Origin of the sequence: Citrobacter sp. wls714 (assembly GCF_005281025.1) — a bacterium.
Classification (GTDB): Bacteria; Pseudomonadota; Gammaproteobacteria; order Enterobacterales; family Enterobacteriaceae; genus Citrobacter; species Citrobacter werkmanii.
This window is the reverse complement of the sequence record NZ_SZWZ01000031.1, coordinates 240,964-266,898: the sequence shown is the minus strand read 5'-3', so window position 1 is coordinate 266,898 and position 25,935 is coordinate 240,964. Positions and strand designations below refer to the sequence as shown.

The window sequence follows — 25,935 nt, the reverse complement described above, 5'->3', positions numbered from 1 at the left end:
TGTTCGCTGGTGAGGGCACTGAGCAGATTGCTAGAGTTGGGATCCCAGAGGTATTGATAGGTGAAATCAACTTTCGGGTTGATCACTAGAATTACACCAGCCTGCGCAGATGCGCAGGTTTTTTTTTGTCTTCGGCCTATCTGTAACAGTAACCGATAATTTACACAACTCGTTGCATTTGGGTTCATTCCTTTGCGTTTTCGCACTGGCGTATCTGGCTGCTGACGACCACAATCAAGATCCCAGAGGTATTGATTGGTGAGATTATTCGGTACGCACTTCGTACCTGTCTCTTGCACCGACCTGCGCGGATGCGCAGGTTTTTTTTCGGATTGTATTCACCAGTTACCTGTCGCGCCCACTCTCCAACTCGTATACTCTCCCAACATTAATGTTTATGTAATTAATGGCACAGGGAGTTGAGATGCTATTTGGCTTTTTTCGTAATCTGTTTCGCGTGCTTTTCCGCGTTCGCGTCACGGGCGATATCAGCGCGCTACAGGGAGAACGCGTTCTAATTACTCCCAACCATGTCTCATTTATCGACGGCATCCTGCTGGCGCTTTTTTTACCGATCCGCCCCGTTTTTGCTGTTTACACCTCTATTAGTCAGCAATGGTACATGCGCTGGCTGACTCCGCTGATTGATTTCGTGCCGTTAGACCCGACCAAACCGATGTCGATTAAACATCTGGTTCGCCTGGTCGAGCAGGGGCGTCCGGTGGTTATTTTCCCGGAAGGGCGTATTTCGACCACCGGTTCATTGATGAAAATCTATGACGGCGCCGGGTTTGTCGCGGCAAAGTCAGGGGCCACGGTGGTTCCTGTGCGCATCGAAGGCGCGGAGTTGTCACGCTTTAGTCGCCTGAAAGGTCTGGTTAAACAGCGATTCTTCCCGCGTATTCGCTTGCACATCCTTCCGCCGACCCACATGCCGATGCCGGAAGCACCGCGTGCTCGCGATCGCCGCAAAATCGCGGGTGAAATGCTGCATCAAATTATGATGGAAGCGCGCATGGCGGTACGTCCGCGTGAAACACTTTACGAATCTCTGCTGGCGGCGAAATATCGCTTTGGCGCAGGCAAAAACTGCATTGAAGATGTTAACTTTACGCCGGACAGCTACCGTAAACTGCTGACTAAGACGCTGTTTGTGGCCCGTATCCTGGAAAAATATACCGCCGAGGGTGAAAAAATAGGCCTGATGCTGCCAAACGCGGGGATCAGCGCGGCGGTCATTTTTGGCGCTATTGCGCGTCGACGTATTCCGGCGATGATGAACTATACAGCAGGTGTAAAAGGGCTAACCAGCGCCATTACTGCTTCAGAAGTCAAAACTATCTTCACTTCCCGACAGTTTCTCGATAAAGGCAAACTTTGGCATTTACCGGAACAGCTCACCCAGGTGCGCTGGGTTTACCTGGAAGATCTGAAAGCCGATGTGACGTTTAGCGATAAGCTGTGGATTTTCTCGCATCTGCTGGCACCGCATCTGGCGCAGGTGAAACAGCAGCCGGAAGAGGCTGCGGTGATCCTCTTTACCTCTGGCTCGGAAGGTCATCCTAAAGGTGTGGTACACAGCCACAAGAGCATTCTGGCGAACGTCGAGCAGATTAAAACCATCGCTGATTTCACCGCCGACGACCGCTTTATGTCTGCGTTGCCGCTATTCCACTCCTTTGGTCTGACGGTGGGATTATTCACGCCGCTGCTGACCGGCGCAGAAGTGTTTCTTTATCCCAGCCCGCTGCATTACCGCATTGTGCCGGAACTGGTCTACGACCGGAACTGCACCGTACTGTTTGGTACGTCAACGTTCCTTGGCAACTATGCTCGTTTCGCGCATCCCTATGATTTTCACCGTCTGCGCTATGTGGTGGCGGGAGCGGAAAAACTGCAAGACACCACAAAACAGCTGTGGCAGGAGAAATTTGGTCTGCGCGTCCTTGAAGGCTATGGCGTGACGGAATGTGCGCCGGTGGTGTCGATCAACGTACCGATGGCTGCGAAATCAGGAACGGTAGGGCGCATCTTACCCGGTATGGATGCCCGACTGTTAGCTGTTCCTGGCATTGAGGACGGAGGGCGTTTACAGCTGAAGGGCCCTAATATTATGAGCGGCTATTTGCGTGTCGAAAAACCCGGCGTGCTGGAAGTGCCGACGGCAGAAAATGCACAGGGTGAGATTGAGCACGGCTGGTATGACACCGGAGACATCGTGCGCTTTGATGAAAACGGCTTTGTGCAGATCCAGGGACGCGCCAAGCGTTTTGCTAAAATTGCCGGAGAGATGGTCTCGCTGGAAATGGTTGAGCAACTGGCGCTGGCGGTATCTGCAGACAAAATGCACGCCACGGCGATCAAAAGCGATGCCAGCAAAGGCGAGGCGCTGGTGCTGTTCACCACCGACAGTGAACTGACGCGCGAAAAACTGCAGCAGTATGCGCGAGCGCATGGCGTGCCTGAACTTGCCGTGCCGCGTGATATTCGCCATCTGAAACAACTCCCATTACTCGGCAGCGGTAAGCCGGATTTTGTTACGCTGAAAAGCTGGGTCGATGAGCCGGAAAAACAACATGAGTGAGTCAGTGTACACTAACACTTCTATCTGGTCCAAAGGGATGATGTCCGTTATCGCCGCGCAGTTCCTGTCGGCGTTTGGCGATAACGCCTTACTGTTCGCCACGCTGGCTTTGCTTAAGGAACAATTTTATCCGGACTGGAGTCAGCCGATCCTGCAAATGGTGTTTGTGGGCGCTTACATCCTGTTTGCGCCCTTTGTCGGGCAGGTGGCAGACAGCTTTGCCAAAGGCCGGGTGATGATGTTCGCTAATGGCATGAAGCTGCTGGGCGCGGCGAGTATTTGTTTCGGCGTGAATCCATTTCTCGGCTATACGCTGGTGGGGATCGGAGCGGCGGCATATTCACCAGCCAAGTATGGCATTCTCGGTGAACTGACCACTGGCGACAAACTGGTGAAAGCTAACGGCCTGATGGAAGCCTCCACCATTGCCGCGATTTTGCTCGGTTCTGTGGCAGGCGGCGTGCTGGCCGATTGGCACGTGATTGCTGCGCTTTCTGCCTGTGCGCTGGCCTATGCGGGCGCCGTGGTGGCTAACCTGTTTATCCCCTGGCTGGCCGCGGCTCGCCCTGGCCAGTCCTGGCATTTGGGGAAAATGACCCGCAGTTTTTTCTGTGCGGCCACTTCGCTGTGGCGTAACGGTGAAACGCGTTTCTCATTGGTAGGAACCAGCCTCTTTTGGGGCGCTGGCGTCACGCTGCGTTTTCTGTTGGTGCTGTGGGTGCCGGTGGCGCTGGGCATCACTGATAACGCCACACCTACTTACCTGAATGCCATGGTGGCAATCGGGATTGTGGTCGGCGCGGGTGCGGCGGCGAAGCTGGTGACGCTGGAAACCGTGTCGCGCTGTATGCCTGCGGGGATCCTGATTGGCGTCGTGGTGCTGATCTTCTCGCTGCAACATGCGCTGCTTCCGGCTTACGCGTTGTTAATGCTTATCGGCGTGTCAGGCGGGTTCTTTGTGGTGCCGCTGAATGCGTTGTTACAGGAGCGGGGCAAGAAAAGCGTCGGTGCGGGTAATGCGATTGCGGTGCAAAACCTGGGTGAAAACAGCGCGATGCTGCTGATGCTGGGTATTTACTCGCTGGCAGTGCTGGTAGGGATCCCGGCGGTAGCGATTGGTATTGGATTTGGCGCGCTGTTTGCGCTGGCGATTGCGGCGCTATGGATTTGGCAGCGCCGCCATTAGTCTGTGACGTGTAGTTGCCTTATCCGGCCTACAGGGAATGCTTTCTGTAGGCCTGATAAGCGTAGCGCCATCAGGCACTAACCGCTATGGTGCAGGATAGGTATACACCTGATGCACCGCTTCAATCTCGGCCAGAACTTCTTCGCTCAACTCCAGATGCAGGCTTTCAACGTTTGTTTTTAACTGCTCCATCGTCGTTGCTCCCAGCAGGGTGCTGGCGACAAACGGCTGACGACGCACGAATGCCAGCGCCATTTGCGCAGGATCCAGATTATGGCGTTTCGCGATATCCACATAGGCTGCAACGGCCTTTTGCGTTTGCTCACCGCTGTAGCGCGTGAAACGGCTAAACAACGTATTACGTGCGCCGGCAGGCTTCGCGCCGTTCAGATACTTACCGGTGAGCGTACCGAAGCCCAGGCAAGAATAGGCCAGTAGTTCAACCCCTTCGTACTGGCTGACTTCTGCCAGTCCAACTTCATAGCTACGGTTCAGCAGGCTGTAGGGATTCTGGATAGTGGCGATGCGCGGCAGATCGTGTTTGTCCGCCAGATGCAGATAACGCATCACTCCAAACGCGGTTTCATTGGAAACGCCGATGTAGCGAATTTTCCCCGCGCGTTGGAATTCAGCCAGCGCGTCCAGCGTATCCAGCAGGGAGACGACCGGCGCGGAGTCCGTCCAGCTGTAGCCTAACTTACCAAAGCAGTTAGTGGGGCGCTGCGGCCAGTGAACCTGATACAGATCCAGGTAATCGGTTTGCAGTCTTTTCAGACTGTCGTGCAGCGCTTCACGGATATTTTTACGGTCTAGCGCCTGATTCGGTCTAATGCCGCTGTCGTTGTTACGTGATGGTCCACTGACCTTCGACGCCACGATTAGCTTTTCGCGGCTACCGTGTTTGGCGAGCCAGTTGCCCACGTAAGTTTCGGTGAGCCCCTGGGTTTCAGGACGCGGCGGTACCGGATACATCTCGGCAACGTCGATCAAATTTATGCCTTGTGCCACGGCATAATCGAGCTGTGCATGGGCGTCGGCTTCGCTGTTTTGTTCACCAAACGTCATTGTGCCCAGCCCCAGTGTACTGACTTCCAGCGAGCTGTGGGGTATACGGTGATATTGCATAGCCGTTTCCTTTTTATAATCACAACATAAGGATTATAAAAATGGCTGAGGGAAGGGAAAAAGGGAAGTAAAATTGTTAAGGCCAGCCTGTTGCTGACCTCAACCATCAGCGTTCAATGATTTGAGATACATCGTCGCGGTTGATCTGCATCGCGTTGCCTTGCTGATCGTGGTAGCTCACCAGACCGGTATCGTCATCAATTTCTGGTTTTCCGTCGGTCAGGATCATTCGACCATCTTTTGTCGCCATTACATAATCGCTGCTGCACCCAGAAACTACAAAAGCCAGTCCTACGGCGGAAATTAAAACTGCCCATTTTTTCATCTGCTTATCCTCACATGGCCTGCGTCTGACAATAGTTTAGTAATAACGCGAAGTTATGCATGACGAAAGCAGTAAAATCTTAAACTGTGAGAAGAGGTAGGTACGGCGGGGTATTCGCTCCCCTTGCAGGGAGCGACAGATTTCATCAGAGCGGATTTTTTTTATTGCGCCACAGATTCAAAGTCTCTACCGCGATAGAGAAGAACATGGCGAAATAGATGTATCCTTTCGGAACGTGGACGTCGAAACTTTCCAGAATCAGCGTAAAACCGACCAGAATCAGGAAAGAGAGCGCCAGCATTTTCACTGAAGGGTGACGATCGACAAACTCACCAATTGGGCGAGCAGCAAACATCATCACGCCTACGGCAATCACCACCGCCGCCATCATGATAAACAGATGGTCAGACAAGCCTACCGCTGTAATCACGGAATCCAGACTGAAGATAATGTCTAACAACATGATCTGCACAATCGCGCCCAGGAACGAAGAGACGCGGGTTTTCAGTCCCTCTTCCTCACCTTCAATGGATTCGTGGATCTCTTTGCTGGCTTTCCAGATCAGGAACAACCCGCCGAGCAGAAGGATCAGATCACGCGCGGATATCGCCTCGCCAAACACCTCGAACAACGGGTTTGTCAGTCGCGTGACCCAGGCGATAGAGGCCAGCAGCGCCAGACGCATAATCATTGCTGCCGCCAGCCCAATACGTCGGGCATGATTGCGTTGCGCTGTCGGAAGTTTGGCTACAACCAGAGAGAGGAAAATAATATTGTCGATCCCAAGAACGATCTCCAGCAGCGTCAGCGTACCGAGCGCAAGCCAGGCGTTAGGATCGGTTATCCATGCAAATAACATCGAGCAAAGTCCTGCCAAAAAAAAGAAGCGGTAATTATAGGCCCGTAACGCGGCGGGTGAAAGGCCGGGCAGTGCCTATTGCGGCTGGAATAAGAAATGCCGCTCAAGCAATGCGCGCGTGAAGTTCTTTTTCAGATAAAATCCGCGTGGCAGGGTCAGGATGGGTTCGCCATTGGCGCCAATCGCTTCGGTCAGCGCCCGGGCATTGGCGGCTTTGGGACGCAGCTGTAACACTTCCCCATGGCGAGCGGTGATGCGTTCGACGTGGCCTAGTACAATCATGTCCATTAGTTCTTCCCAGTCCAGCCGTAATTGCTGCTCTTCTTCGTCGTTCGGGCTCCAGAGCAAGGGCGAGCCGACGCGACGTTCGGCCAGTGGAATGCTGCGTTCACCCTCTACCGGGATCCACAGTACGCGTTTAAGTTTGTGCCGCACATGGCTGGTTTCCCAGGTGACGCCAGTATTGCCAGTTAACGGCGCCACGCACACGAAGGTGGTTTCCAGCGGTCTGCCAAGACTATCCACAGGGATCGTTTTCAGCTCTACGCCCAGCGCCGCAAAATCCTGCTCCGGCTTGCTGCCTGCGCTGGCGCCCAGCCAAATCTCCAGCAGGACGCCAATCCAGCCTTTATCACGCTTGAGATCCTTGGGTGTGACGAGTCCCGCCATGGTCGCCAATTCTCCCAACGAGTAGCCCGCAAGCTGCCGCGCCTGGGTCAGCAATTGGACTTCAGAATCAGGCGGAGAAAGTAACGGATGGAGTTCTGGCATCGGGTTAACCCTTAGGTGAAAAAATGAGCAATGATTTTATACCGTGTGGACAGAGTTTATCTTTTTCCACATGCTTTATTCAATTATTTGATTTATATTGGTTTTTATATTCACGCGCGCGTTGTTGCGCAACAGCAATGTAGGTTTTCCAATTCTGGTCACTGACAATGAACAGGATCTTACACCATGTTATCCACAGAAAGATGGGATAACTGTGAAAAACCCCCACTACTGTTTCAATTTACAGCCTTGACGTGCGACGAAAATCGAATTTTTACACAAATTGTGCCTAACTTATTGGCATAATCTGTGGATAAAACCAACGCTGGTCGATCTTTCATCAGCCTGAAGATCGTGCGCGTGATACACATCACATTTATGTGTGTCTGTTGGTGGAGATCGTTTTTAACTTAATGAATAAAGAAGACTATTTTTTATATGTGACGAATGTCTTATTCGGTCTGTTCTGGGTTTTTCCATAGTAATTCCGTACTTCTTCACAACTATATCCACAGAAAAGGTGAATAAAATCGCCCTGAATGCTCTTCTTCTGTTTATAACTCGGGCCTTCGCTGTGAGTTATTCAATTGTTATTAGAATATCGCACCCTTAACAGAGTGGTTTACCGCCTCTCAGTAGTGTGAAACAATCATTTGTATATAAGGTTTATATTGAGGTAGTCCGGTGATTGATGACGATGGCTACCGCCCGAATGTAGGGATAGTAATTTGTAACCGCCAGGGGCAGGTCATGTGGGCCCGGCGATTTGGTCAGCACTCCTGGCAATTCCCTCAAGGTGGGATAAACGCAGGAGAGACAGCAGAGCAGGCGATGTACCGGGAACTCTTTGAAGAAGTGGGTCTCAGCCGTAAAGATGTACGGATCCTTGCTTCTACTCGTAACTGGTTGCGTTACAAGTTACCGAAACGTTTGGTGCGTTGGGACACAAAGCCGGTTTGTATCGGCCAGAAACAAAAATGGTTTCTTCTGCAATTGGTCAGCAGCGATGCTGAAATCAATATGCAAACCAGCAGTACACCTGAGTTCGACGGCTGGCGCTGGGTGAGTTACTGGTATCCGGTTCGACAGGTGGTGTCATTTAAACGCGATGTCTATCGCAGGGTGATGAAAGAATTCGCAAGTGTTGTTATGGCGCTTCAGGAGGCCACTCCTAAACCGCAAAGCGCACCTGCGTACAGACGTAAAAGAGGTTAAGCTACGCAAATTATGCTCACCCGCCTGCGCGAAATAGTCGAAAAGGTGGCCAGTGCTCCGCGTCTTAATGAGGCGCTTAATATACTGGTTACCGACATCTGTCTTGCGATGGATACAGAGGTCTGCTCGGTCTATCTGGCCGATCACGACCGACGTTGTTATTACCTCATGGCGACACGGGGTCTGAAAAAACCCCGTGGTCGCACTGTCGCACTCGCGTTTGATGAAGGTATCGTTGGCCTGGTTGGCAGGCTGGCGGAACCTATCAACCTCGCCGATGCGCAAAAACATCCCAGCTTTAAATACATCCCTTCGGTAAAAGAAGAGCGCTTTCGTGCGTTCTTAGGCGTACCGATTATTCAGCGTCGTCAGCTCTTGGGTGTGCTGGTGGTGCAGCAGCGTGAATTACGTCAGTACGACGAAAGCGAAGAGTCTTTCCTGGTAACGCTCGCCACGCAAATGGCGGCCATACTTTCCCAGTCGCAACTGAATGCGTTGTTCGGCCAATATCGGCAAACGCGTATCCGTGCATTGCCTGCTGCTCCCGGTGTAGCCATTGCCGAAGGCTGGCAGGATGCGACGCTACCGCTGATGGAGCAGGTTTATCAGGCTTCAACGCTGGATCCCGTGCTCGAACGTGAGCGGCTGACCGGCGCGCTGGAAGAAGCGGCGAACGAATTCCGCCGTTACAGCAAGCGTTTTACCGCCGGGGCGCAGAAAGAAACGGCGGCGATCTTTGATCTCTACTCGCACCTGCTTTCCGATACCCGTCTGCGCCGCGAACTGTTTGCGGAAGTGGATAACGGCTCGGTGGCTGAGTGGGCCGTTAAAACGATCATCGAAAAATTTGCCGAACAGTTTGCCGCGCTGAGCGATAACTACCTCAAAGAGCGGGCCGGAGATTTACGCGCGCTGGGCCAGCGTCTGCTATTTCATCTTGACGACTCGATCCAGGGACCGAATGCCTGGCCGGAACGTTTTGTGCTGGTGGCGGATGAGCTTTCCGCGACCACGCTGGCGGAACTTCCCCAGGACCGGTTAGTCGGCGTGGTTGTCCGGGACGGCGCAGCCAACTCTCATGCGGCAATTATGGTGCGTGCGCTGGGTATTCCTACCGTCATGGGGGCAGATATCCAGCCGTCAGTGCTACACCGGCGAACGCTGGTGGTGGATGGTTATCGAGGCGAAGTTCTGGTCGATCCGGAACCGGTATTGGTCCAGGAATACCAGCGTCTTATCAGCGAAGAGATTGAGCTGAGCCGCCTGGCGGAAGATGACGTCAATCAGCCGGCGCAGTTAAAAAGCGGCGAGCGCGTGAAGGTGATGCTCAATGCGGGTCTCAGCCCGGAACATGAAGAGAAGCTGGGCAGCCGGATCGATGGCATTGGTCTGTATCGCACAGAAATACCTTTCATGCTGCAAAGCGGTTTTCCTTCGGAAGAAGAACAGGTTGCGCAGTATCAAGGGATGCTGCAAATGTTTAACGACAAGCCAGTGACTCTGCGGACGCTGGATGTCGGGGCCGATAAACAGCTGCCCTATATGCCGATCAGTGAAGAAAACCCATGCCTTGGCTGGCGAGGGATCCGCATTACGCTCGATCAACCGGAGATCTTTTTGATCCAGGTCCGGGCCATGCTGCGTGCGAACGCGGCAACCGGTAACCTGAGCATTTTGCTGCCGATGGTGACCAGTATTGATGAAGTGGACGAAGCGCGACGCCTGATTGAACGCGCCGGACGTGAAGTGGAAGAGATGATCGGTTACGCAATCCCGAAACCGCGCATCGGCATCATGCTGGAAGTTCCGTCGATGGTGTTTATGCTGCCGCATCTGGCTAACCGGATAGACTTTATCTCGGTCGGAACCAACGATCTTACCCAATACATTCTGGCCGTCGATCGTAACAATACGCGGGTGGCCAGCATTTATGACAGCCTGCATCCGGGGATGCTACGTGCGCTGGCGATGATTGCGCAGGAAGCTGAAAGAAGCGGTATCGACTTGCGCTTATGCGGTGAAATGGCGGGTGACCCGATGTGCGTGGCCATTCTGGTCGGCCTGGGTTTCCGTCATTTGTCAATGAACGGTCGATCCGTGGCCCGCGTGAAATATCTGCTGCGCCATATTGATTTTGGCGAGGCGCAAACGCTGGCCCAGCGCAGCCTGGAAGCGCAGATGGCGGCAGAAGTACGCCATCAGGTGGCGGCCTTTATGGAGCGCCGTGGCATGGGGGGATTGATTCGCGGGGGATTGTAGGCCTGATAAGCGTAACGCTATCAGGCATTATGGGGGTAAAGATTACCTATACAGATCTTTTACATCTTCCCGGCATCCGCTGCGATCCCCTTGTGCTATCATTCGCACCTTTGGAGCGCCTGCATTATGCAGGCGCGCTTATCAATTGCTGTCTGACTTCAGCGAAATAACAAGAACTTGTGGTGACAGATGACCAGTAGCTATCTGCATTTTCCGGATTTCGATCCGGTCATTTTCTCAATCGGACCCGTCGCGCTTCACTGGTACGGCTTGATGTATTTGGTGGGTTTTATTTTCGCGATGTGGCTGGCGACGCGCCGTGCTAATCGGCCGGGTAGTGGCTGGACTAAAAATGAAGTAGAAAACTTACTGTATGCAGGCTTCCTCGGGGTTTTCCTCGGTGGGCGTATTGGTTACGTACTGTTCTATAACTTCCCATTGTTCCTCGATAATCCGCTGTATCTGTTCCGCGTTTGGGATGGCGGCATGTCCTTCCACGGCGGGCTTATCGGTGTGATTCTGGTGATGATTATCTTCGCCAGACGCACCAAGCGTTCGTTCTTCCAGGTTTCTGATTTCATCGCTCCGCTGATCCCGTTTGGTCTGGGAGCAGGGCGTCTGGGCAACTTTATCAACGGTGAACTGTGGGGACGCGTCGACCCGAATTTCAAGTATGCCATGCTATTCCCGGGTTCCCGTACCGAAGATATTTTACTGCTGCAAAGCAACCCGCAGTGGCAGTCTATTTTTGATACCTACGGCTCGCTGCCGCGTCACGCATCTCAGCTTTATGAGATGGCGCTGGAAGGGGTTGTACTGTTTATCATTCTGAACCTGTACATTCGCAAGCCTCGTCCTATGGGGGCTGTGTCCGGTCTTTTCCTGATTGGTTATGGCGCGTTTCGTATTATCGTTGAATTCTTCCGCCAGCCGGATGCACAGTTTACCGGCACCTGGGTGCAGTACATCAGCATGGGACAGATCCTCTCTATCCCGATGATTGTCGCAGGCATTATTATGATGGTTTGGGCGTACCGCCGTAGCCCACAGCAACACGTTTCCTGAGGAACCATGAAACAGTATTTAGAACTGATGCAAAAAGTGCTGGATGAAGGCACACAGAAAAACGACCGTACCGGAACCGGAACGCTTTCCATTTTTGGCCATCAGATGCGTTTTAACCTGCAGGAAGGGTTCCCGCTGGTTACGACCAAACGCTGCCATTTACGCTCGATCATTCATGAGCTGCTGTGGTTCTTGCAGGGTGACACTAACGTTGCCTACCTGCATGAGAACAATGTCTCAATCTGGGATGAATGGGCGGATGAAAACGGTAATTTAGGCCCGGTTTATGGCAAACAGTGGCGCGCGTGGCCAACGCCGGACGGTCGCCATATTGACCAGATCACCACGGTGCTAAACCAGCTGAAAAATGACCCGGATTCTCGCCGCATCATCGTTTCGGCATGGAACGTTGGTGAGCTGGATAAGATGGCGCTGGCGCCGTGCCATGCTTTCTTCCAGTTCTATGTGGCGGATGGCAAGCTCTCTTGCCAGCTGTATCAACGTTCATGTGATGTGTTCCTCGGTCTGCCGTTCAACATTGCCAGCTACGCCTTACTGGTACACATGATGGCGCAGCAGTGCGACCTTGAAGTGGGCGATTTTGTCTGGACCGGCGGCGACACGCACCTGTACAGCAATCATATGGATCAAACGCATCTGCAGCTTAGCCGCGAACCGCGCGCGTTGCCGAAGCTGGTCATCAAACGTAAGCCTGAATCTATCTTTGATTATCGTTTCGAAGATTTCGAAATTGAAGGCTACGATCCGCATCCAGGTATTAAAGCGCCAGTAGCTATCTAACCGAGCTTCATGTTGTCATAACCGACGCCTTCGCGCGTCGGTTTTTTTTGTCTGTCATTTCATTCTTCGGCGCCGGTTCCTGAAATATTGCAACGCTCTGCAACGCGTCAAATATTCCTCGTAGCTCGCCGTAGAAACCGAATTTCCCGCTCGTTATTCATTTTCCTCGCGCCATACTGGCGGCATGAAAAAACAACAAGGCTACACGCTTCTCGAAACCCTGATTGCGATGCTGATTGTCGCGGCGCTTGGCGCGTCCGGGTTGTATGGTTGGCAGTACTGGCAACAACAACAGCGCCTGTGGCAGACCGCCTGTCAGGTGCGGGATTACCTGCTGCAACTACGTGAAGATGCTAACTGGCGTAACCGCGATCACGTCATCAGCGTGATGCGGGATGGTTCATCCTGGTGTCTGGTCAGTTCTGCTGCTTTACAAGACGGGTGTAAACCAACTTCACCCCTGGTGTTTGCACCGCTATGGGACGATGTCGAAATGGCAGAGATAACACCTTCACTGGCCTTTTTTGGGCTGCGCAATACGGCATGGGCTGGACATATTCGCCTGAAAAATGCGACAGGGGAATGGCGCGTGATGGTGTCAGGCTGGGGGCGAATCAGACTTTGCGAACGCGATGAGGCCAGGTCATGTCAGTAAACGAGCGGGGTTTTTCACTGCTGGAGGTGCTCATTGCTATGGCGATCACCAGCATTTTACTGCTTAGCGCTGCGCGATTTTTACCTGCTCTGCAGCGAGATATTCTGTGCAACACGCGCCAGTTAGCGCTGGAAGATGAAATATGGCAGCGGCTCTATACCGTGGCAAAACATCTTCAGCGGGCAGGGTATTGCCGGGGAACCTGTGTCGGAGAGGGACTGGTGATGTCGGCTAAGGGCGACTGTGTCATTGCCCGTTGGGATGCCAACGGTAACGGCGTTTGGGAGAATAGTCCCGCGAAAGAGGCTGATGTCATCGGATTTCGTTTACAGGACAAAGTACTGGAGACCCTGCGGGGAGCAACTGGTTGTAATGGAAAAGGGTGGGAGAAAATGACCGATCCGGCCACCATTCAGATTGAGGCATTTCAGGTTGAGCGCGTGAATATTCGCGGATTTCAACCACTCCTTACGTTGCGTTTGCGTGGAGTGAGCAACGTCGAACCACAAAAAGTCATTGAAGCCTTTTACAGTGTGACAGGTTTCAACCTGTGAATCGTGAGCGAGGTGTTTCATCTCTGGCGATGGTTCTGCTATTGCTGGTGCTCGGCAGCCTGTTACTGCAGGGTGTTAGCCGACAAGAAGCGAGCTTCGCATCGCGTGTTACATCGGAAAGTCGGTCTTTGCAGCGGCAGGCGGTAGTGCAATCGGCCATCGAATGGGGACGCATGCAGTCCTGGGGCTTACAACCGACGGTACAGTGTCGGCGTTATACCGGGCAGGATGCCGCGGTTTGCCTGCGACGACTTACTGAGACTTCCGTGCTGCTTATCGCTCATTATGAAGAGGTATCGCTATGGCGTCAGGGAGAGGTTATCGATGGCAATATCAAATTTTCGCCGCATGGCTGGAGCGATTTTTGTCCGTTAAAGGCGGTAGCGTTATGCCAGATCCCCTGAACAGACAACGTGGTTTTAGCCTGCCGGAAGTGATGTTGGCAATGGTGCTGATGATCATGGTTGTGACCGCACTATCGGGATACCAGCGGGCGTTGATGAACAGTTTTATCGTCAGAAACCAGTATCAGCAACTCTGGCGTCACGCCTGGCAACAAACCCAGCTGTATCCGTTTTCACCACCTGTGAACTGGCAGGTTAACCGAATGCAGACAACGGGAGCAGGATGTGTCAGCATCAGCGTTAAAATTTCTTCACCCCTGGGCAGGCAAGGTCAAATGACACGTCTGCATTGCCCGAACCGTCAGTAGTCAGGAGCCGCTATGTTAAGGGTCTATCACTCCAATCGTCTGGATGTGCTGGAAGCGTTAATGGAGTTTATCGTTGAGCGCGAGCGGTTGGACGACCCCTTTGAACCGGAAATGATCCTGGTGCAAAGTACCGGTATGGCGCAGTGGCTACAGATGACCCTTGCACAGAAATTTGGTATCGCCGCCAACATCGATTTCCCGCTGCCCGCGAGTTTTATCTGGGATATGTTTGTGCGCGTGTTGCCGGATATCCCGAAAGAGAGCGCGTTCAGCAAACAGAGCATGAGTTGGAAGTTAATGACTCTGCTGCCGCAGTTGCTGGATAACGATGACTTCGCACTGCTGCGACACTATCTGACGGACGACACCGATAAACGTAAGCTGTTTCAACTCTCCGCACGCGCGGCGGACCTTTTCGATCAGTATTTAGTTTATCGCCCTGACTGGTTAACTCAGTGGGAAGCGGAGCGCCAGATTGAAGGACTCGGCGAGGCTCAGGCATGGCAGGCACCGTTGTGGAAAGCACTGGTGGAATACACCGCTGAACTGGGCCAACCGCGCTGGCATCGTGCCAATTTATATCAGCGATTTATTCACACCCTGGAAAATGCGTCTGAATGTCCGCAGGGGCTGCCTTCTCGCGTCTTTATTTGCGGAATTTCGGCGCTACCGCCGGTTTACCTGCAGGCATTGCAGGCGTTGGGTAAGCATATTGATATTCATCTGCTATTTACCAACCCTTGTCGCTACTATTGGGGTGACATTAAAGATCCCGCCTGGCTGGCAAAGCTGCTGGCGCGTCAGCGTCGGCACAGTTTTGAAGAACGTCACCTGCCGCTGTTTCGTGATACTCAGAATGCGGCAGGATTGTTTAACAGTGATGGTGAGCAGGACGTAGGCAACCCGATGTTAGCCTCGTGGGGCAAGTTGGGACGTGATTATATTTATCTGCTTTCAGAACTGGAAAACAGCCAGGAGCTGGATGCGTTTGTCGATATAACCCCAGACAATCTTTTGCATAACATTCAGTCGGATATTCTCGAGTTACAAAGCCGGGCCGTGGCGGGCGTTACGCTGGACGAGTATTCCCGGAGCGACAACAAACGGCTGCTTGATGCGAACGACACCAGCGTGACTTTCCATGTCTGCCATAGCCCTCAGCGTGAAGTGGAAATTCTTCATGACCGACTGCTGGCAATGCTGGAAGCAGATCCCACGCTGACGCCGCGCGACATTATCGTGATGGTGGCGGATATCGACAGCTATAGCCCGTTCATTCAGGCGGTTTTTGGCAGCGCGCCAGCCGACCGTTACTTACCCTATGCGATTTCCGACCGTCGGGCACGCCAGTCCCATCCCGTCTTACAGGCCTTTATCAGTCTGCTTTCGCTGCCGGATAGCCGTTTTGTCTCTGAGGATGTGCTGGCATTACTGGATGTACCCGTGCTGGCGGCACGTTTCAATATTGATGAAGAAGGTCTGCGCTATCTTCGTTTGTGGGTCAATGAATCAGGTATTCGCTGGGGAATTGACGACGATAACGTGCGCGAGCTGGAACTGCCGCCAACGGGTCAGCATACCTGGCAATTTGGTTTAACGCGCATGCTGCTCGGCTATGCGATGGAAAGCGCCCAGGGCGAGTGGCAATCGGTATTGCCCTACGATGAGTCGAGCGGTTTGATTGCCGAGCTGGTAGGGCATCTGGCCTCGTTGCTGATGCAGCTTAATCTCTGGCGTCGTGGACTGGCGCAGGAGCGCCCGCTGGAAGAGTGGCTACCCGTTTGTCGGGACATGCTTAATGATTTCTTCCTGCCGGATGCGGATACCGAAGCGGCGATGACGCTGATTGAACAGCAGTGGCAGGCAATTATTAGTGAAGGACTGGGGGCTGAGTATGGTGATGCCGTACCGCTTTCCTTGCTACGTGATGAGCTGGCGCAGCGTCTCGACCAGGAACGCATTAGCCAGCGCTTCCTGGCGGGGCCTGTTAACATTTGTACGCTGATGCCGATGCGCTCCATTCCTTTTAAGGTTGTGTGTCTGCTGGGTATGAACGATGGCGTTTATCCGCGTCAGCTTGCGCCGCTGGGCTTTGATCTGATGAGCCAAAAACCGATGCGGGGCGATCGCAGCCGTCGCGATGATGACCGTTATCTGTTCCTCGAAGCGTTAATTTCGGCGCAGCAAACGCTCTACATCAGCTACATTGGCCGCTCAATTCAGGACAACAGCGAACGCTTTCCGTCGGTATTAGTGCAGGAACTGATGGATTACATCGGGCAAAGCCATTATCTGCCGGGCGATGAATCGTTGACCTGCGATCAAAGCGAGGCCAGGGTAAAAGCGCACATTACCCGTCTGCATACCCGCATGCCTTTTGACGCACAAAACTATCAGCCCGGCGAACAGCAAAGCTACGTCCGGGAGTGGCTGCCTGCGGCGAGCTTGTCAGGAAAAGCGCACACGGATTTTGTGCAGCCTCTCCCCTTTGAAATGCCAGCCACGTTAACGCTGGAAACGCTACAGCGTTTTTGGGCTCATCCGGTACGGGCCTTTTTCCAGATGCGTTTACAGGTCAATTTTCGCTCTGAAGAAAGTGAAATTCCGGAAACGGAACCTTTTGTTCTGGAAGGATTAACTCGCTATCAGCTTAATCAGCAATTGCTTAATACGCTGGTTGAAGAGAACGATGCTGAACAACTGTTTCGCCGTTTTCGTGCGGCAGGTGTGCTGCCCTATGGGCCGTTTGGTGAAATTCTGTGGGATACGCAGCGTCAGGAGATGCAGTCGCTGGCTGAACGCATTATCGCCTGTCGTCAGCCCTGTCAGAGTATGGAGATCGATCTTAACTGTAACGGCGTGCAAATCACCGGTTGGCTGCCGCAGGTGCAAGAGGACGGTTTGTTGCGCTGGCGTCCATCTTTGATAAGCATTGCGCAGGGAGTGCAACTTTGGCTGGAACATCTTGTCTATTGTGCCAGTGGCGGTACGGGAGAGAGCCGGCTGTTCCTGCGTAAAGACGGAGAATGGCGTTTTCCGCCACTGGAGGCAGAACAGGCGCTGTTGTATTTGTCGCAACTCATTGAGGGATATCGGGAAGGCATGTCATCGCCATTGTTGGTATTACCGGAAAGCGGCGGCGCATGGATAAAAACCTGTTATGACGCTGCAAATGATGCCATGTTAGATGACGACGATACGCTGCAAAAAGCGCGCAGTAAGTTTTTGCAGGCTTATGAAGGCAACATGATGGTTCGTGGCGAAGGCGATGATATCTGGTATCAGCGCCTGTGGCGTCAACTGGATGCCGAGACGCTGGAACGCATTGTTTTACAGTCACAGCGCTATCTGTTACCGATTTTTCGCTTTAACCAGTCCTGATGGTTGTATAAAAATTGCGCAATTCGATAGCTTCCACTATGATGCGCATTCTGTCACGGACTGATTCTTACAAAGAGAAGATGCTGACTTGTTCAGCACAAAGTCTTGCCCTGTTCAGGTCACGTATTGATACGTGGTTTGCAGTGAACAGGTGAATACGTTAATGATGAGGTTTGTGAATGCCCCGCAGCACCTGGTTCAGCGCATTATTGTTGTTCGTCGCCCTTTGGGTTCCCGTAAGTCAGGCAGATACCGGTTGGCAGCCTTTAGCTGAAACCATCCGTAAAAGCGATAAAGATACCCGCCAGTATCAGGCCGTGCGCCTTGATAACGGCATGGTCGTGTTACTGGTATCCGATCCGCAGGCCGTGAAATCCCTTTCAGCACTGGTGGTGCCTGTTGGCTCGCTGGAAGATCCGGACGATCATCAGGGGCTGGCGCATTATCTCGAACACATGTGTCTGATGGGCTCGAAAAAATACCCGCAGCCCGACAGCCTGGCTGAATTCCTGAAAATGCATGGCGGCAGCCACAACGCCAGCACAGCACCTTACCGTACGGCTTTTTATCTTGAAGTCGAAAACGACGCGTTGGTGGGGGCGGTGGATCGACTGGCGGACGCGATCGCCGATCCGTTGCTGGATAAAAAATATGCCGATCGCGAGCGTAACGCGGTGAACTCCGAGCTGACGCTGGCGCGTACCCGGGATGGGATGCGTATGGCGCAGGTCAGCGCTGAGACGATCAACCCGGCGCACCCTGGCTCGCGTTTCTCCGGCGGAAATCTGGAGACATTAAGCGATAAACCGGGTAACCCGGTGGTGCTGGCCTTACAAAAATTTCATGAAAAATACTACTCCGCGAACCTAATGAAGGCGGTGATTTATAGCAATAAACCATTGCCAGAGCTGGCGCGGATAGCCGCTGATACTTTCGGCCGCGTACCGAACAGAAATATCGAAAAACCGGAAATCACCGTACCGGTTGTCACCGACGCGCAGAAAGGCATCATCATCCACTATGTGCCGGCGATGCCGCGTAAAGTCCTGCGCGTCGAGTTTCGTATCGATAACAACAGCGCGCAGTTCCGCAGTAAAACGGATGAACTGATAACCTACCTGATTGGCAATCGTAGTCCTGGTACGCTGTCCGACTGGCTGCAAAAACAGGGGCTGGTGGAGGGCATTCGCGCCGATTCCGATCCGGTGGTGAATGGCAACAGCGGGGTGTTAGCCATTTCTGCGACGTTAACCGACAAAGGGTTGGCGAACCGCGATGAAGTTGTTGCGGCCATCTTTAGCTATCTCAATCTGTTACGTGAGAAAGGCGTCGATAAACGCTACTTTAACGAACTGGCGCACGTGCTGGATCTCGATTTCCGTTATCCTTCAATCACTCGTGATATGGACTACGTGGAATGGCTGGCTGATACCATGATCCGCGTTCCCGTCGAGCATACGTTGGATGCGGTGAATATTGCCGACCAATATGATGCGCAAGCCATTGCGCAACGTCTGGCAATGATGACGCCGCAGAATGCGCGTATCTGGTATATCAGCGCGAAAGAACCGCATAATAAAACCGCTTATTTTGTCGATGCGCCTTATCAGGTGGACAAAATCAGCGACAAAACCTTTGCTGACTGGCAGCAAAAAGCACAGGGCATTGCGCTGTCTTTGCCAGAGCTGAACCCCTACATTCCGGATGATTTCACGCTGATCAAAGCGGATAAAAAATACGCTCACCCGGAACTGATCGTCGATGAGCCGGATTTGCGCGTGGTGTATGCGCCGAGCCAGTATTTTGCCAGCGAGCCGAAGGCTGATGTCAGCGTGATCCTGCGTAACCCGAAAGCGATGGACAGCGCGCGCAACCAGGTATTATTCGCCCTGAACGATTACCTGGCGGGAATCGCGCTCGATCAGTTAAGCAACCAGGCATCGGTGGGTGGAATAGGTTTTTCGACCAACGCTAACAATGGTCTGATGCTTAACGCTAATGGCTACACTCAACGTCTGCCGCAGCTTTTTCAGGCTTTATTGAGCGGTTATTTCAGCTACACCTCAACGGATGAACAACTGGCACAGGCGAAATCCTGGTACGCTCAGATGATGGACTCTGCGGAAAAAGGTAAAGCCTACGATCAGGCGATTATGCCGGTGCAAATGCTGTCTCAGGTGCCCTATTTCCCACGCGATGAACGTCGCGCGTTATTGCCATCCATTACGTTGAAAGAGGTGATGTCCTACCGCGATGCTTTAAAAGCGGGGGCGCGGCCTGAATTCCTGGTGGTAGGTAATATGAGCAAAGCTCAGGCTACAACCATGGCGCAGGATATTCAGAAACAGCTTGGCGCGAATGGTTCGCAGTGGTGCCGGAACAAAGAAGTGGTCGTGGACAAGAAGCAGTCCGTCATCTTTGAGAAAGCGGGCAGCAGCACGGATTCTGCGCTGGCGGCGGTATTTGTGCCAACTGGCTATGACGAATACAGCAGTTCAGCCTACAGCGCCATGTTAGGGCAAATTGTTCAGCCGTGGTTTTACAATCAATTGCGTACTGAAGAGCAGTTAGGCTACGCCGTATTTGCTTTCCCGATGAGCGTTGGTCGTCAGTGGGGGATGGGGTTCCTGTTACAAAGCAGTGATAAGCAACCGTCTTACCTCTGGGAGCGTTATAAAGCATTTTTCCCGACGGCGGAAGCGAAGCTGCGGGCAATGAAACCGGAAGAGTTTGCGCAAATTCAGCAGGCGATCATTGCGCAAATGCTACAGGCGCCGCAAACGCTGGGGGAAGAAGCCTCACAGTTAAGCAAAGATTTTGATCGCGGCAATATGCGCTTTGATTCACGTGATAAAATAGTGGCTCAGATTAAACTGCTGACGCCGCAAAAACTTGCCGACTTCTTCCATCAGGCGGTGGTTGAGCCGCAAGGCATGGCGATACTGTCACAGGTTTCCGGCAGTCAGAACGGGAAAGCAGAATACGTGCGCCCGGAAGGCTGGAAAGTGTGGCAGACCGTCAGCGCGTTGCAGCAAACCTTACCCCTGATGAGTGACAAGAATGAATGATGCCGCTGAGTCCCTTGATCCACTGCGCTTGCCCCTGACGGGCGAGCGCCTGATTGAAGCCTCTGCGGGCACCGGTAAAACCTTTACCATCGCCGCCCTGTATTTACGTTTACTGCTTGGACTGGGCGGCTCTGCCGCCTTTCCACGTCCTCTGACCGTCGAAGAACTGCTCGTGGTCACCTTCACCGAGGCGGCCACCGAAGAGCTGCGTGGCCGAATTCGTAGCAACATTCATGAGCTGCGCATTGCCTGTCTGCGCGAAACCACCGACAACCCGCTATATGCTCGTTTGTTAGACGAAATAGCCGATAAAAAACAGGCCGCCCAGTGGCTGCTATTGGCTGAAAGACAGATGGATGAAGCGGCGGTGTTTACCATTCACGGTTTTTGTCAGCGCATGCTCAGCCTCAACGCCTTTGAGTCAGGCATGCTGTTTGAACAGCAACTGATTGAAGACGAATCACTGCTGCGTTATCAGGCGTGCGCGGACTTCTGGCGGCGGCATTGCTATCCGTTGTCCCGCGACATTGCGCAGGTTATTTTTGAAACGTGGAAAGGTCCTCAGGCGCTATTGAGTGATATCAATCGCTATCTGCAGGGTGAAGCGCCGGTAATCAAGGCTCCGCCGCCAGATGACGAAACGCTGGCCTCCCGGCACGAACAAATTCTCGTCCGCATTAACCTGATTAAGCAGCAATGGCGTGATTCCGTTGATGAGCTTGACGGTCTGCTGGAAGCCTCCGGGATCGACCGGCGTAAATTTAATCGCGGTAACCAGGGTAAGTGGATCGAAAAGATCAGCGCATGGGCGCAGGAAGAAACCCAGAGTTACCAGCTTCCTGACGCGCTGGAGAAATTTTCACAGCGTTTTCTGCAAGAGCGCACCAAAGCGGGTGGCGTAACGCCTCGGCACCCGCTTTTCGTCGCCATTGATGAACTGCTTAGCGAACCGTTAACTCTCCGCGATCTGGTGATTACCCGGGCGCTGGCGGAAATCCGCACCGCGGTTGCCGAAGAGAAGCGCCGACGCGGAGAGCTTGGCTTTGACGATATGCTCAGCCGTCTGGATGCGGCGTTGCGCAGTGAAAGCGGCGATGCGCTGGCGGCGGCTATCCGTACCCGTTTCCCGGTCGCGATGATCGATGAATTTCAGGATACCGATCCGCAGCAGTACCGCATATTCCGCCGGATCTGGCAGCATCAGCCAGAGACCGCGCTGCTGCTGATTGGCGATCCCAAACAGGCTATTTATGCGTTTCGCGGCGCGGATATCTTCACCTATATGAAGGCGCGCAGCGAAGTCAGCGCGCATTATACGCTCGACACCAACTGGCGTTCTGCCCCCGGCATGGTCAATAGCGTGAATACGCTTTTCAGCCAGATGGACGACGCCTTTATGTTCCGCGAAATCCCCTTTAGCCCGGTAAAATTTGCAGAGAAAAACCAGTCGCTACGGTTTGTTTTACATGGTGAAACGCAGCCCGCAATGAGTATGTGGCTGATGGAAGGGGAAAGTTGTGGCGTAGGCGACTACCAGAACTACATGGCGCAGGTGTGCGCAACGCAAATTCGCGACTGGCTTAAGGCCGGACACTCTGGTGATGCGCAACTGGTGAGCGGTAAAGCATCCAGGCCGGTACGCGCCTCAGACATTAGCGTACTGGTTCGTAGCCGCCAGGAGGCGGCGCTGGTCCGCGATGCCCTGACGCAACTGGCGATTCCCTCCGTCTACCTTTCCAACCGTGACAGCGTATTTGAAACGCTGGAAGCGCAGGAATTGCTGTGGATGCTGCAAGGGGTGATGACGCCAGAACGGGAAAACACGCTGCGCAGCGCGCTGGCGACCTCAATGATGGGGCTGAATGCGCAGGATATTGAAGCATTAAATAACGACGAGAATGCCTGGGATGCGGTAGTTGAAGAATTCGATGGCTATCGTCAAATCTGGCATAAACGCGGCGTCATGCCGATGCTGCGTGCGCTGATGACAAACCGCCAGATTGCGGAAAATTTACTGGCTACGGCAGGGGGCGAACGCCGCCTGACTGATATTTTACATATCAGCGAACTGCTCCAGGAAGCGGGATCGCAACTGGAAAGCGAGCATGCGCTGGTGCGCTGGTTGTCCCAGCATATTCTTGAACCGGACAGCAATGCGTCCAGCCAGCAGCTCAGACTGGAAAGCGACAAGCATCTGGTACAAATCGTGACTATTCATAAATCGAAAGGGCTGGAATATCCGCTGGTCTGGCTGCCGTTTATCACGAATTTCCGCGTCCAGGATCAAGCGTTCTACCACGATCGCAGCTCCTTTGAAGCGGTACTGGATCTCAGTGACGCCAGGGAGAGCGTTGAGCTGGCAGAGGCTGAACGCCTGGCGGAAGACCTGCGCTTGCTCTACGTTGCGCTAACCCGTTCGGTATGGCACTGCAGCCTTGGCGTTGCGCCGTTGGTACGTCGTCGGGGCGATAAAAAAGGGGATACCGATGTGCATCAGAGCGCCCTTGGCCGTCTGTTGCAAAAAGGTGAGCCAATGGATTCCGTGGGTCTGCGTGGCGCGATTGAAGCGCTGGGTTGCGACGATATTGCCTGCCTGACGCCAGGTCAACCTGACGGTGAGCGCTGGCAGGTTGCACAGCCGGTCAGCGCCACATTGAGTGTGAGAACACTGCAACGTACCCCCGGCGACGGCTGGCGCGTGACCAGTTATTCCGGCCTGCAACAGCGCGGACATGGAATCGCGCAGGATCTGATCCCGCGCCTGGATGTTGATGCCGCAGGCGTTGGCGAGGTCATTGCGGAGTCAGGACTCACCCCGCATCAATTTCCGCGCGGCGCCTCGCCGGGCACGTTTTTGCATAGCCTGTTTGAGGACCTTGATTTTACCCAACCGGTAGATCCATGTTGGGTCGAAGAAAAACTGGCGTTGGGTGGTTATGACGCGCATTGGACGCCGGTTTTGACCGCATGGCTGGACACCATTTTGCAGGCGCCTCTTAACGAAACGGGCGTCAGTTTGAGCCAACTTTCCGCGCGTGAAAAACAGGTGGAGATGGAGTTTTATCTGCCGATTTCGCAGCCGCTGATGGCCAGCCGACTTGATGCGTTAATCCGTAAATACGATCCGCTCTCAGCGGGCTGCCCTGCGTTGGATTTTATGCAGGTACGCGGCATGCTAAAAGGGTTTATTGACCTGGTGTTTCGTCATCAGGGGCGTTATTACCTGCTTGATTACAAATCTAACTGGCTGGGTGAAGACAGCGCAGCCTACACGCAGCAGGCGATGGCCTCAGCTATGCAGGCGCATCGCTACGACCTGCAATATCAACTTTATACCCTGGCGCTGCATCGCTACTTACGCCACCGCATCAGTGATTACGATTATGAACGCCATTTTGGCGGCGTCATCTATCTTTTCCTGCGGGGCGTTGATGGTGAGGATCCGCAGCAGGGTATTTACGCCACCCGACCAGACGGAGAATTGATCGCTTTGATGGATGAGATGTTTGCCGGTGCGGAGCTGGAGGAGATGTCATGACAATCCAGAAACGATTACTGCAAGCCGTTGAGCAAAAACAGCTCCGGCCTCTGGATGCCCAGTTTGCGCTGGCAGTTGCCGGAAATGACAATCCTGCGGTTGCGCTGGCTGCGGCATTGCTCAGCCGCGAAGCGGGAGAAGGGCACGTCTGCTTACCGCTTTCGCGATTATCCTTACGCGAAGATGCTCATCCTCTGTTAAGCGCCTGGCTTGCTGAGATGGGCGAGCCTGAAGACTGGGCTGAATGTTTGCTGGCCTCCGGGGCAGTAAGCCGTGGCGAGCAACCGACCCCGCTGGTGCTGTACGGCGATCGTTTATATCTGAACCGCATGTGGCATAACGAACGCGCGGTGGCACGTTTTTTCAGTGAAGTTAACCACGCTATTGAGGTGGATGAACAACGGCTGACCGACACGCTGGAGGCACTGTTTCCATCATCGGAAGGCGTTAACTGGCAAAAGGTGGCCGCTGCTGTGGCGCTGACCCGCCGTATATCAGTGATCTCCGGCGGACCGGGTACTGGAAAAACGACAACGGTCGCGAGGCTTCTGGCGGCGTTGATCCAGATGGCGGACGGTGAACGCTGCCGTATTCGTCTGGCGGCGCCAACGGGAAAAGCGGCTGCGCGTCTGACCGCCTCGCTGGGGGCGGCGCTGCGAGAACTGCCGCTTACCGATGAGCAAAAGAAACGCATTCCCGATGATGCCAGTACGCTGCATCGGTTATTAGGCGCTCAGCCTGGCAGCCAGCGTCTGCGTCATCACGCGGGGAATCCGCTGCATGTGGATGTGCTGGTGGTGGATGAAGCCTCGATGATTGATTTGCCGATGATGTCGCGCCTTATCGATGCCCTGCCATCGCACGGGCGGGTGATTTTTCTCGGCGATCGTGACCAGCTTGCCTCCGTCGAGGCGGGGGCGGTGCTCGGGGATATTTGTGCTTTTGTCAGCGAAGGATTCACCCCGGAACGTGCCCGGCAGCTTAGTCGCCTGACCGGTAGCGCTATTCCGGCGGGAACGGGTACCCAGGCGGCGGCGTTGCGTGACAGCTTGTGTCTGCTGCAAAAAAGCTACCGTTTTGGCAGTGACTCTGGGATCGGTCAATTGGCTGCTGCGATTAATCGCGGTGACAAAGCTGCGGTAAAAACGGTTTTCCAGCAGGGATTCAGCGATATCGAAAAACGCACGTTACACAGCAGTGAAGATTACGCCGCGATGCTGGATGAGGCGCTGGCCGGTTATGGGCACTACCTGGATTTACTGCACGAGGGCGCCGCGCCGGATGCCATCATTCAGGCCTTCAATGAGTATCAGCTGTTATGCGCTTTGCGGGAAGGCCCGTTTGGCGTTGGCGGTTTGAATGAACGCATTGAGCAGGTGATGACGCAAAAACGTAAAATTCGCCGTTCGACGCACAGTCGTTGGTATGAGGGAAGGCCGGTGATGATTTCGCGCAATGACAGTTCGCTGGGGTTATTTAACGGTGATATTGGCATTGCCCTCGAGCGTGGACAAGGGTTGAGGGTGTGGTTTGCGCTGCCGGACGGTTCGATTAAGTCGGTGCAACCCAGCCGCTTGCCTGAGCATGAAACCACCTGGGCGATGACGGTACATAAATCGCAGGGATCTGAGTTTGACCATGCGGCGTTGATTTTACCCAGCCAGCATTCCCCTGTGGTTACCCGCGAGCTGGTCTATACTGCCGTAACCCGCGCGCGCCGCCGTTTGTCGCTGTATGCCGATGAACGAATATTGGGCGGGGCAATTGTCATGCGTACCGAACGCCGCAGCGGGCTATCAGCATTATTTAATGACGGCCTGATGTAGCTGTAGGCCGG

Annotated in this window: 18 protein-coding genes; 14 read left to right on the top strand and 4 right to left on the bottom strand. The window is 53.7% G+C overall.

The annotated features are described in order from the left end of the window. Positions 1-424 precede the first annotated feature (424 nt). The gene (aas, locus tag FDX11_RS08135; protein WP_137397737.1) at positions 425-2,584 is read left to right on the top strand and encodes a bifunctional acyl-ACP--phospholipid O-acyltransferase/long-chain-fatty-acid--ACP ligase; all 2,160 of its coding nucleotides are present in this window, start codon (positions 425-427) and stop codon (positions 2,582-2,584) included. Then, entirely contained in the window at positions 2,577-3,770 is a 1,194-nt protein-coding gene (gene lplT / locus FDX11_RS08130) for a lysophospholipid transporter LplT (protein WP_137397736.1), read from the top strand. The genes aas and lplT overlap by 8 nt, the downstream gene beginning before the upstream one ends. 84 nt (positions 3,771-3,854) lie before the next feature. Here the strand turns inward: lplT and FDX11_RS08125 are convergent, their stop codons facing one another. From FDX11_RS08125 to mutH, 4 genes are all read right to left on the bottom strand, one after another. Then, the gene (locus tag FDX11_RS08125) at positions 3,855-4,895 is read right to left on the bottom strand and encodes an NADP(H)-dependent aldo-keto reductase (protein ID WP_042310789.1); all 1,041 of its coding nucleotides are present in this window, start codon (positions 4,893-4,895) and stop codon (positions 3,855-3,857) included. A gap of 106 nt (positions 4,896-5,001) precedes the next feature. After that, positions 5,002-5,220: a lipoprotein YgdR gene (gene ygdR / locus FDX11_RS08120; RefSeq protein WP_038633333.1), complete on the bottom strand. Its 219-nt coding sequence runs from the start codon at positions 5,218-5,220 to the stop codon at positions 5,002-5,004. 145 nt (positions 5,221-5,365) lie between these two features. Further along, positions 5,366-6,079, bottom strand: coding sequence for a TerC family protein (locus FDX11_RS08115; protein WP_038633330.1), 714 nt, complete (start codon positions 6,077-6,079; stop codon positions 5,366-5,368). 75 nt (positions 6,080-6,154) lie between these two features. Continuing rightward, positions 6,155-6,850, bottom strand: coding sequence for a DNA mismatch repair endonuclease MutH (gene mutH / locus FDX11_RS08110; RefSeq protein ID WP_042310787.1), 696 nt, complete (start codon positions 6,848-6,850; stop codon positions 6,155-6,157). Between the two features lie 684 nt (positions 6,851-7,534). Between mutH and rppH the strand changes: the two genes are divergently transcribed. The 12 genes from rppH to recD all read left to right on the top strand — a co-directional run bounded on the left by rppH (position 7,535) and on the right by recD (position 25,924). After that, complete coding sequence (gene rppH / locus FDX11_RS08105) at positions 7,535-8,065, top strand: RNA pyrophosphohydrolase (protein ID WP_042310785.1); 531 nt, start codon at positions 7,535-7,537, stop codon at positions 8,063-8,065. Positions 8,066-8,077: 12 nt separating this feature from the next. After that, positions 8,078-10,324 (top strand): phosphoenolpyruvate--protein phosphotransferase, encoded by a 2,247-nt coding sequence (gene ptsP, locus FDX11_RS08100; protein ID WP_042310784.1) that lies wholly within the window; start codon positions 8,078-8,080, stop codon positions 10,322-10,324. Positions 10,325-10,513: 189 nt separating this feature from the next. Further along, positions 10,514-11,389, top strand: coding sequence for a prolipoprotein diacylglyceryl transferase (gene lgt / locus FDX11_RS08095; RefSeq protein ID WP_042310782.1), 876 nt, complete (start codon positions 10,514-10,516; stop codon positions 11,387-11,389). A gap of 6 nt (positions 11,390-11,395) precedes the next feature. Continuing rightward, positions 11,396-12,190, top strand: coding sequence for a thymidylate synthase (gene thyA / locus FDX11_RS08090; protein ID WP_003033990.1), 795 nt, complete (start codon positions 11,396-11,398; stop codon positions 12,188-12,190). A 184-nt stretch (positions 12,191-12,374) separates the two neighbouring features. After that, positions 12,375-12,845 (top strand): prepilin peptidase-dependent protein, encoded by a 471-nt coding sequence (locus tag FDX11_RS08085; RefSeq protein ID WP_137349449.1) that lies wholly within the window; start codon positions 12,375-12,377, stop codon positions 12,843-12,845. Then, entirely contained in the window at positions 12,836-13,399 is a 564-nt protein-coding gene (locus tag FDX11_RS08080) for a prepilin peptidase-dependent protein (RefSeq protein WP_137397735.1), read from the top strand. The genes FDX11_RS08085 and FDX11_RS08080 overlap by 10 nt, the downstream gene beginning before the upstream one ends. Continuing rightward, positions 13,396-13,803: a DUF2509 family protein gene (locus FDX11_RS08075; protein ID WP_137397734.1), complete on the top strand. Its 408-nt coding sequence runs from the start codon at positions 13,396-13,398 to the stop codon at positions 13,801-13,803. The genes FDX11_RS08080 and FDX11_RS08075 overlap by 4 nt, the downstream gene beginning before the upstream one ends. Then, entirely contained in the window at positions 13,788-14,111 is a 324-nt protein-coding gene (locus FDX11_RS08070) for a prepilin-type N-terminal cleavage/methylation domain-containing protein (protein WP_042310774.1), read from the top strand. The genes FDX11_RS08075 and FDX11_RS08070 overlap by 16 nt, the downstream gene beginning before the upstream one ends. 12 nt (positions 14,112-14,123) lie before the next feature. Continuing rightward, positions 14,124-17,492 carry an exodeoxyribonuclease V subunit gamma gene (gene recC / locus FDX11_RS08065; RefSeq protein WP_137397733.1) on the top strand — a complete coding sequence of 1,123 codons (3,369 nt, stop codon included), beginning with the start codon at positions 14,124-14,126 and terminating at the stop codon, positions 17,490-17,492. Positions 17,493-17,671: 179 nt separating this feature from the next. Next, the gene (ptrA, locus tag FDX11_RS08060; protein ID WP_137397732.1) at positions 17,672-20,560 is read left to right on the top strand and encodes a pitrilysin; all 2,889 of its coding nucleotides are present in this window, start codon (positions 17,672-17,674) and stop codon (positions 20,558-20,560) included. After that, a complete protein-coding gene (gene recB, locus FDX11_RS08055) occupies positions 20,553-24,098 on the top strand; it encodes an exodeoxyribonuclease V subunit beta (protein ID WP_137397731.1) in 3,546 nt (1,181 codons plus the stop codon). Before ptrA ends, recB begins: the two co-directional genes overlap by 8 nt. Beyond that, positions 24,095-25,924 (top strand): exodeoxyribonuclease V subunit alpha, encoded by a 1,830-nt coding sequence (recD, locus tag FDX11_RS08050; protein ID WP_137397730.1) that lies wholly within the window; start codon positions 24,095-24,097, stop codon positions 25,922-25,924. Before recB ends, recD begins: the two co-directional genes overlap by 4 nt. Positions 25,925-25,935: the final 11 nt, after the last annotated feature.

What these genes read in the sequence shown, in the direction of transcription:
- aas (WP_137397737.1), top strand. Translation starts at nt 425, where the DNA reads ATGCTATTTGGCTTTTTTCGTAATCTGTTTCGCGTGCTTTTCCGCGTT.
- lplT (WP_137397736.1), top strand. Translation starts at nt 2,577, where the DNA reads ATGAGTGAGTCAGTGTACACTAACACTTCTATCTGGTCCAAAGGGATG.
- FDX11_RS08125 (WP_042310789.1), bottom strand. Translation starts at nt 4,895, where the DNA reads ATGCAATATCACCGTATACCCCACAGCTCGCTGGAAGTCAGTACACTG.
- ygdR (WP_038633333.1), bottom strand. Translation starts at nt 5,220, where the DNA reads ATGAAAAAATGGGCAGTTTTAATTTCCGCCGTAGGACTGGCTTTTGTA.
- FDX11_RS08115 (WP_038633330.1), bottom strand. Translation starts at nt 6,079, where the DNA reads ATGTTATTTGCATGGATAACCGATCCTAACGCCTGGCTTGCGCTCGGT.
- mutH (WP_042310787.1), bottom strand. Translation starts at nt 6,850, where the DNA reads ATGCCAGAACTCCATCCGTTACTTTCTCCGCCTGATTCTGAAGTCCAA.
- ptsP (WP_042310784.1), top strand. Translation starts at nt 8,078, where the DNA reads ATGCTCACCCGCCTGCGCGAAATAGTCGAAAAGGTGGCCAGTGCTCCG.
- lgt (WP_042310782.1), top strand. Translation starts at nt 10,514, where the DNA reads ATGACCAGTAGCTATCTGCATTTTCCGGATTTCGATCCGGTCATTTTC.
- thyA (WP_003033990.1), top strand. Translation starts at nt 11,396, where the DNA reads ATGAAACAGTATTTAGAACTGATGCAAAAAGTGCTGGATGAAGGCACA.
- FDX11_RS08085 (WP_137349449.1), top strand. Translation starts at nt 12,375, where the DNA reads ATGAAAAAACAACAAGGCTACACGCTTCTCGAAACCCTGATTGCGATG.
- FDX11_RS08080 (WP_137397735.1), top strand. Translation starts at nt 12,836, where the DNA reads ATGTCAGTAAACGAGCGGGGTTTTTCACTGCTGGAGGTGCTCATTGCT.
- FDX11_RS08070 (WP_042310774.1), top strand. Translation starts at nt 13,788, where the DNA reads ATGCCAGATCCCCTGAACAGACAACGTGGTTTTAGCCTGCCGGAAGTG.
- recC (WP_137397733.1), top strand. Translation starts at nt 14,124, where the DNA reads ATGTTAAGGGTCTATCACTCCAATCGTCTGGATGTGCTGGAAGCGTTA.
- ptrA (WP_137397732.1), top strand. Translation starts at nt 17,672, where the DNA reads ATGCCCCGCAGCACCTGGTTCAGCGCATTATTGTTGTTCGTCGCCCTT.
- recB (WP_137397731.1), top strand. Translation starts at nt 20,553, where the DNA reads ATGAATGATGCCGCTGAGTCCCTTGATCCACTGCGCTTGCCCCTGACG.
- recD (WP_137397730.1), top strand. Translation starts at nt 24,095, where the DNA reads ATGACAATCCAGAAACGATTACTGCAAGCCGTTGAGCAAAAACAGCTC.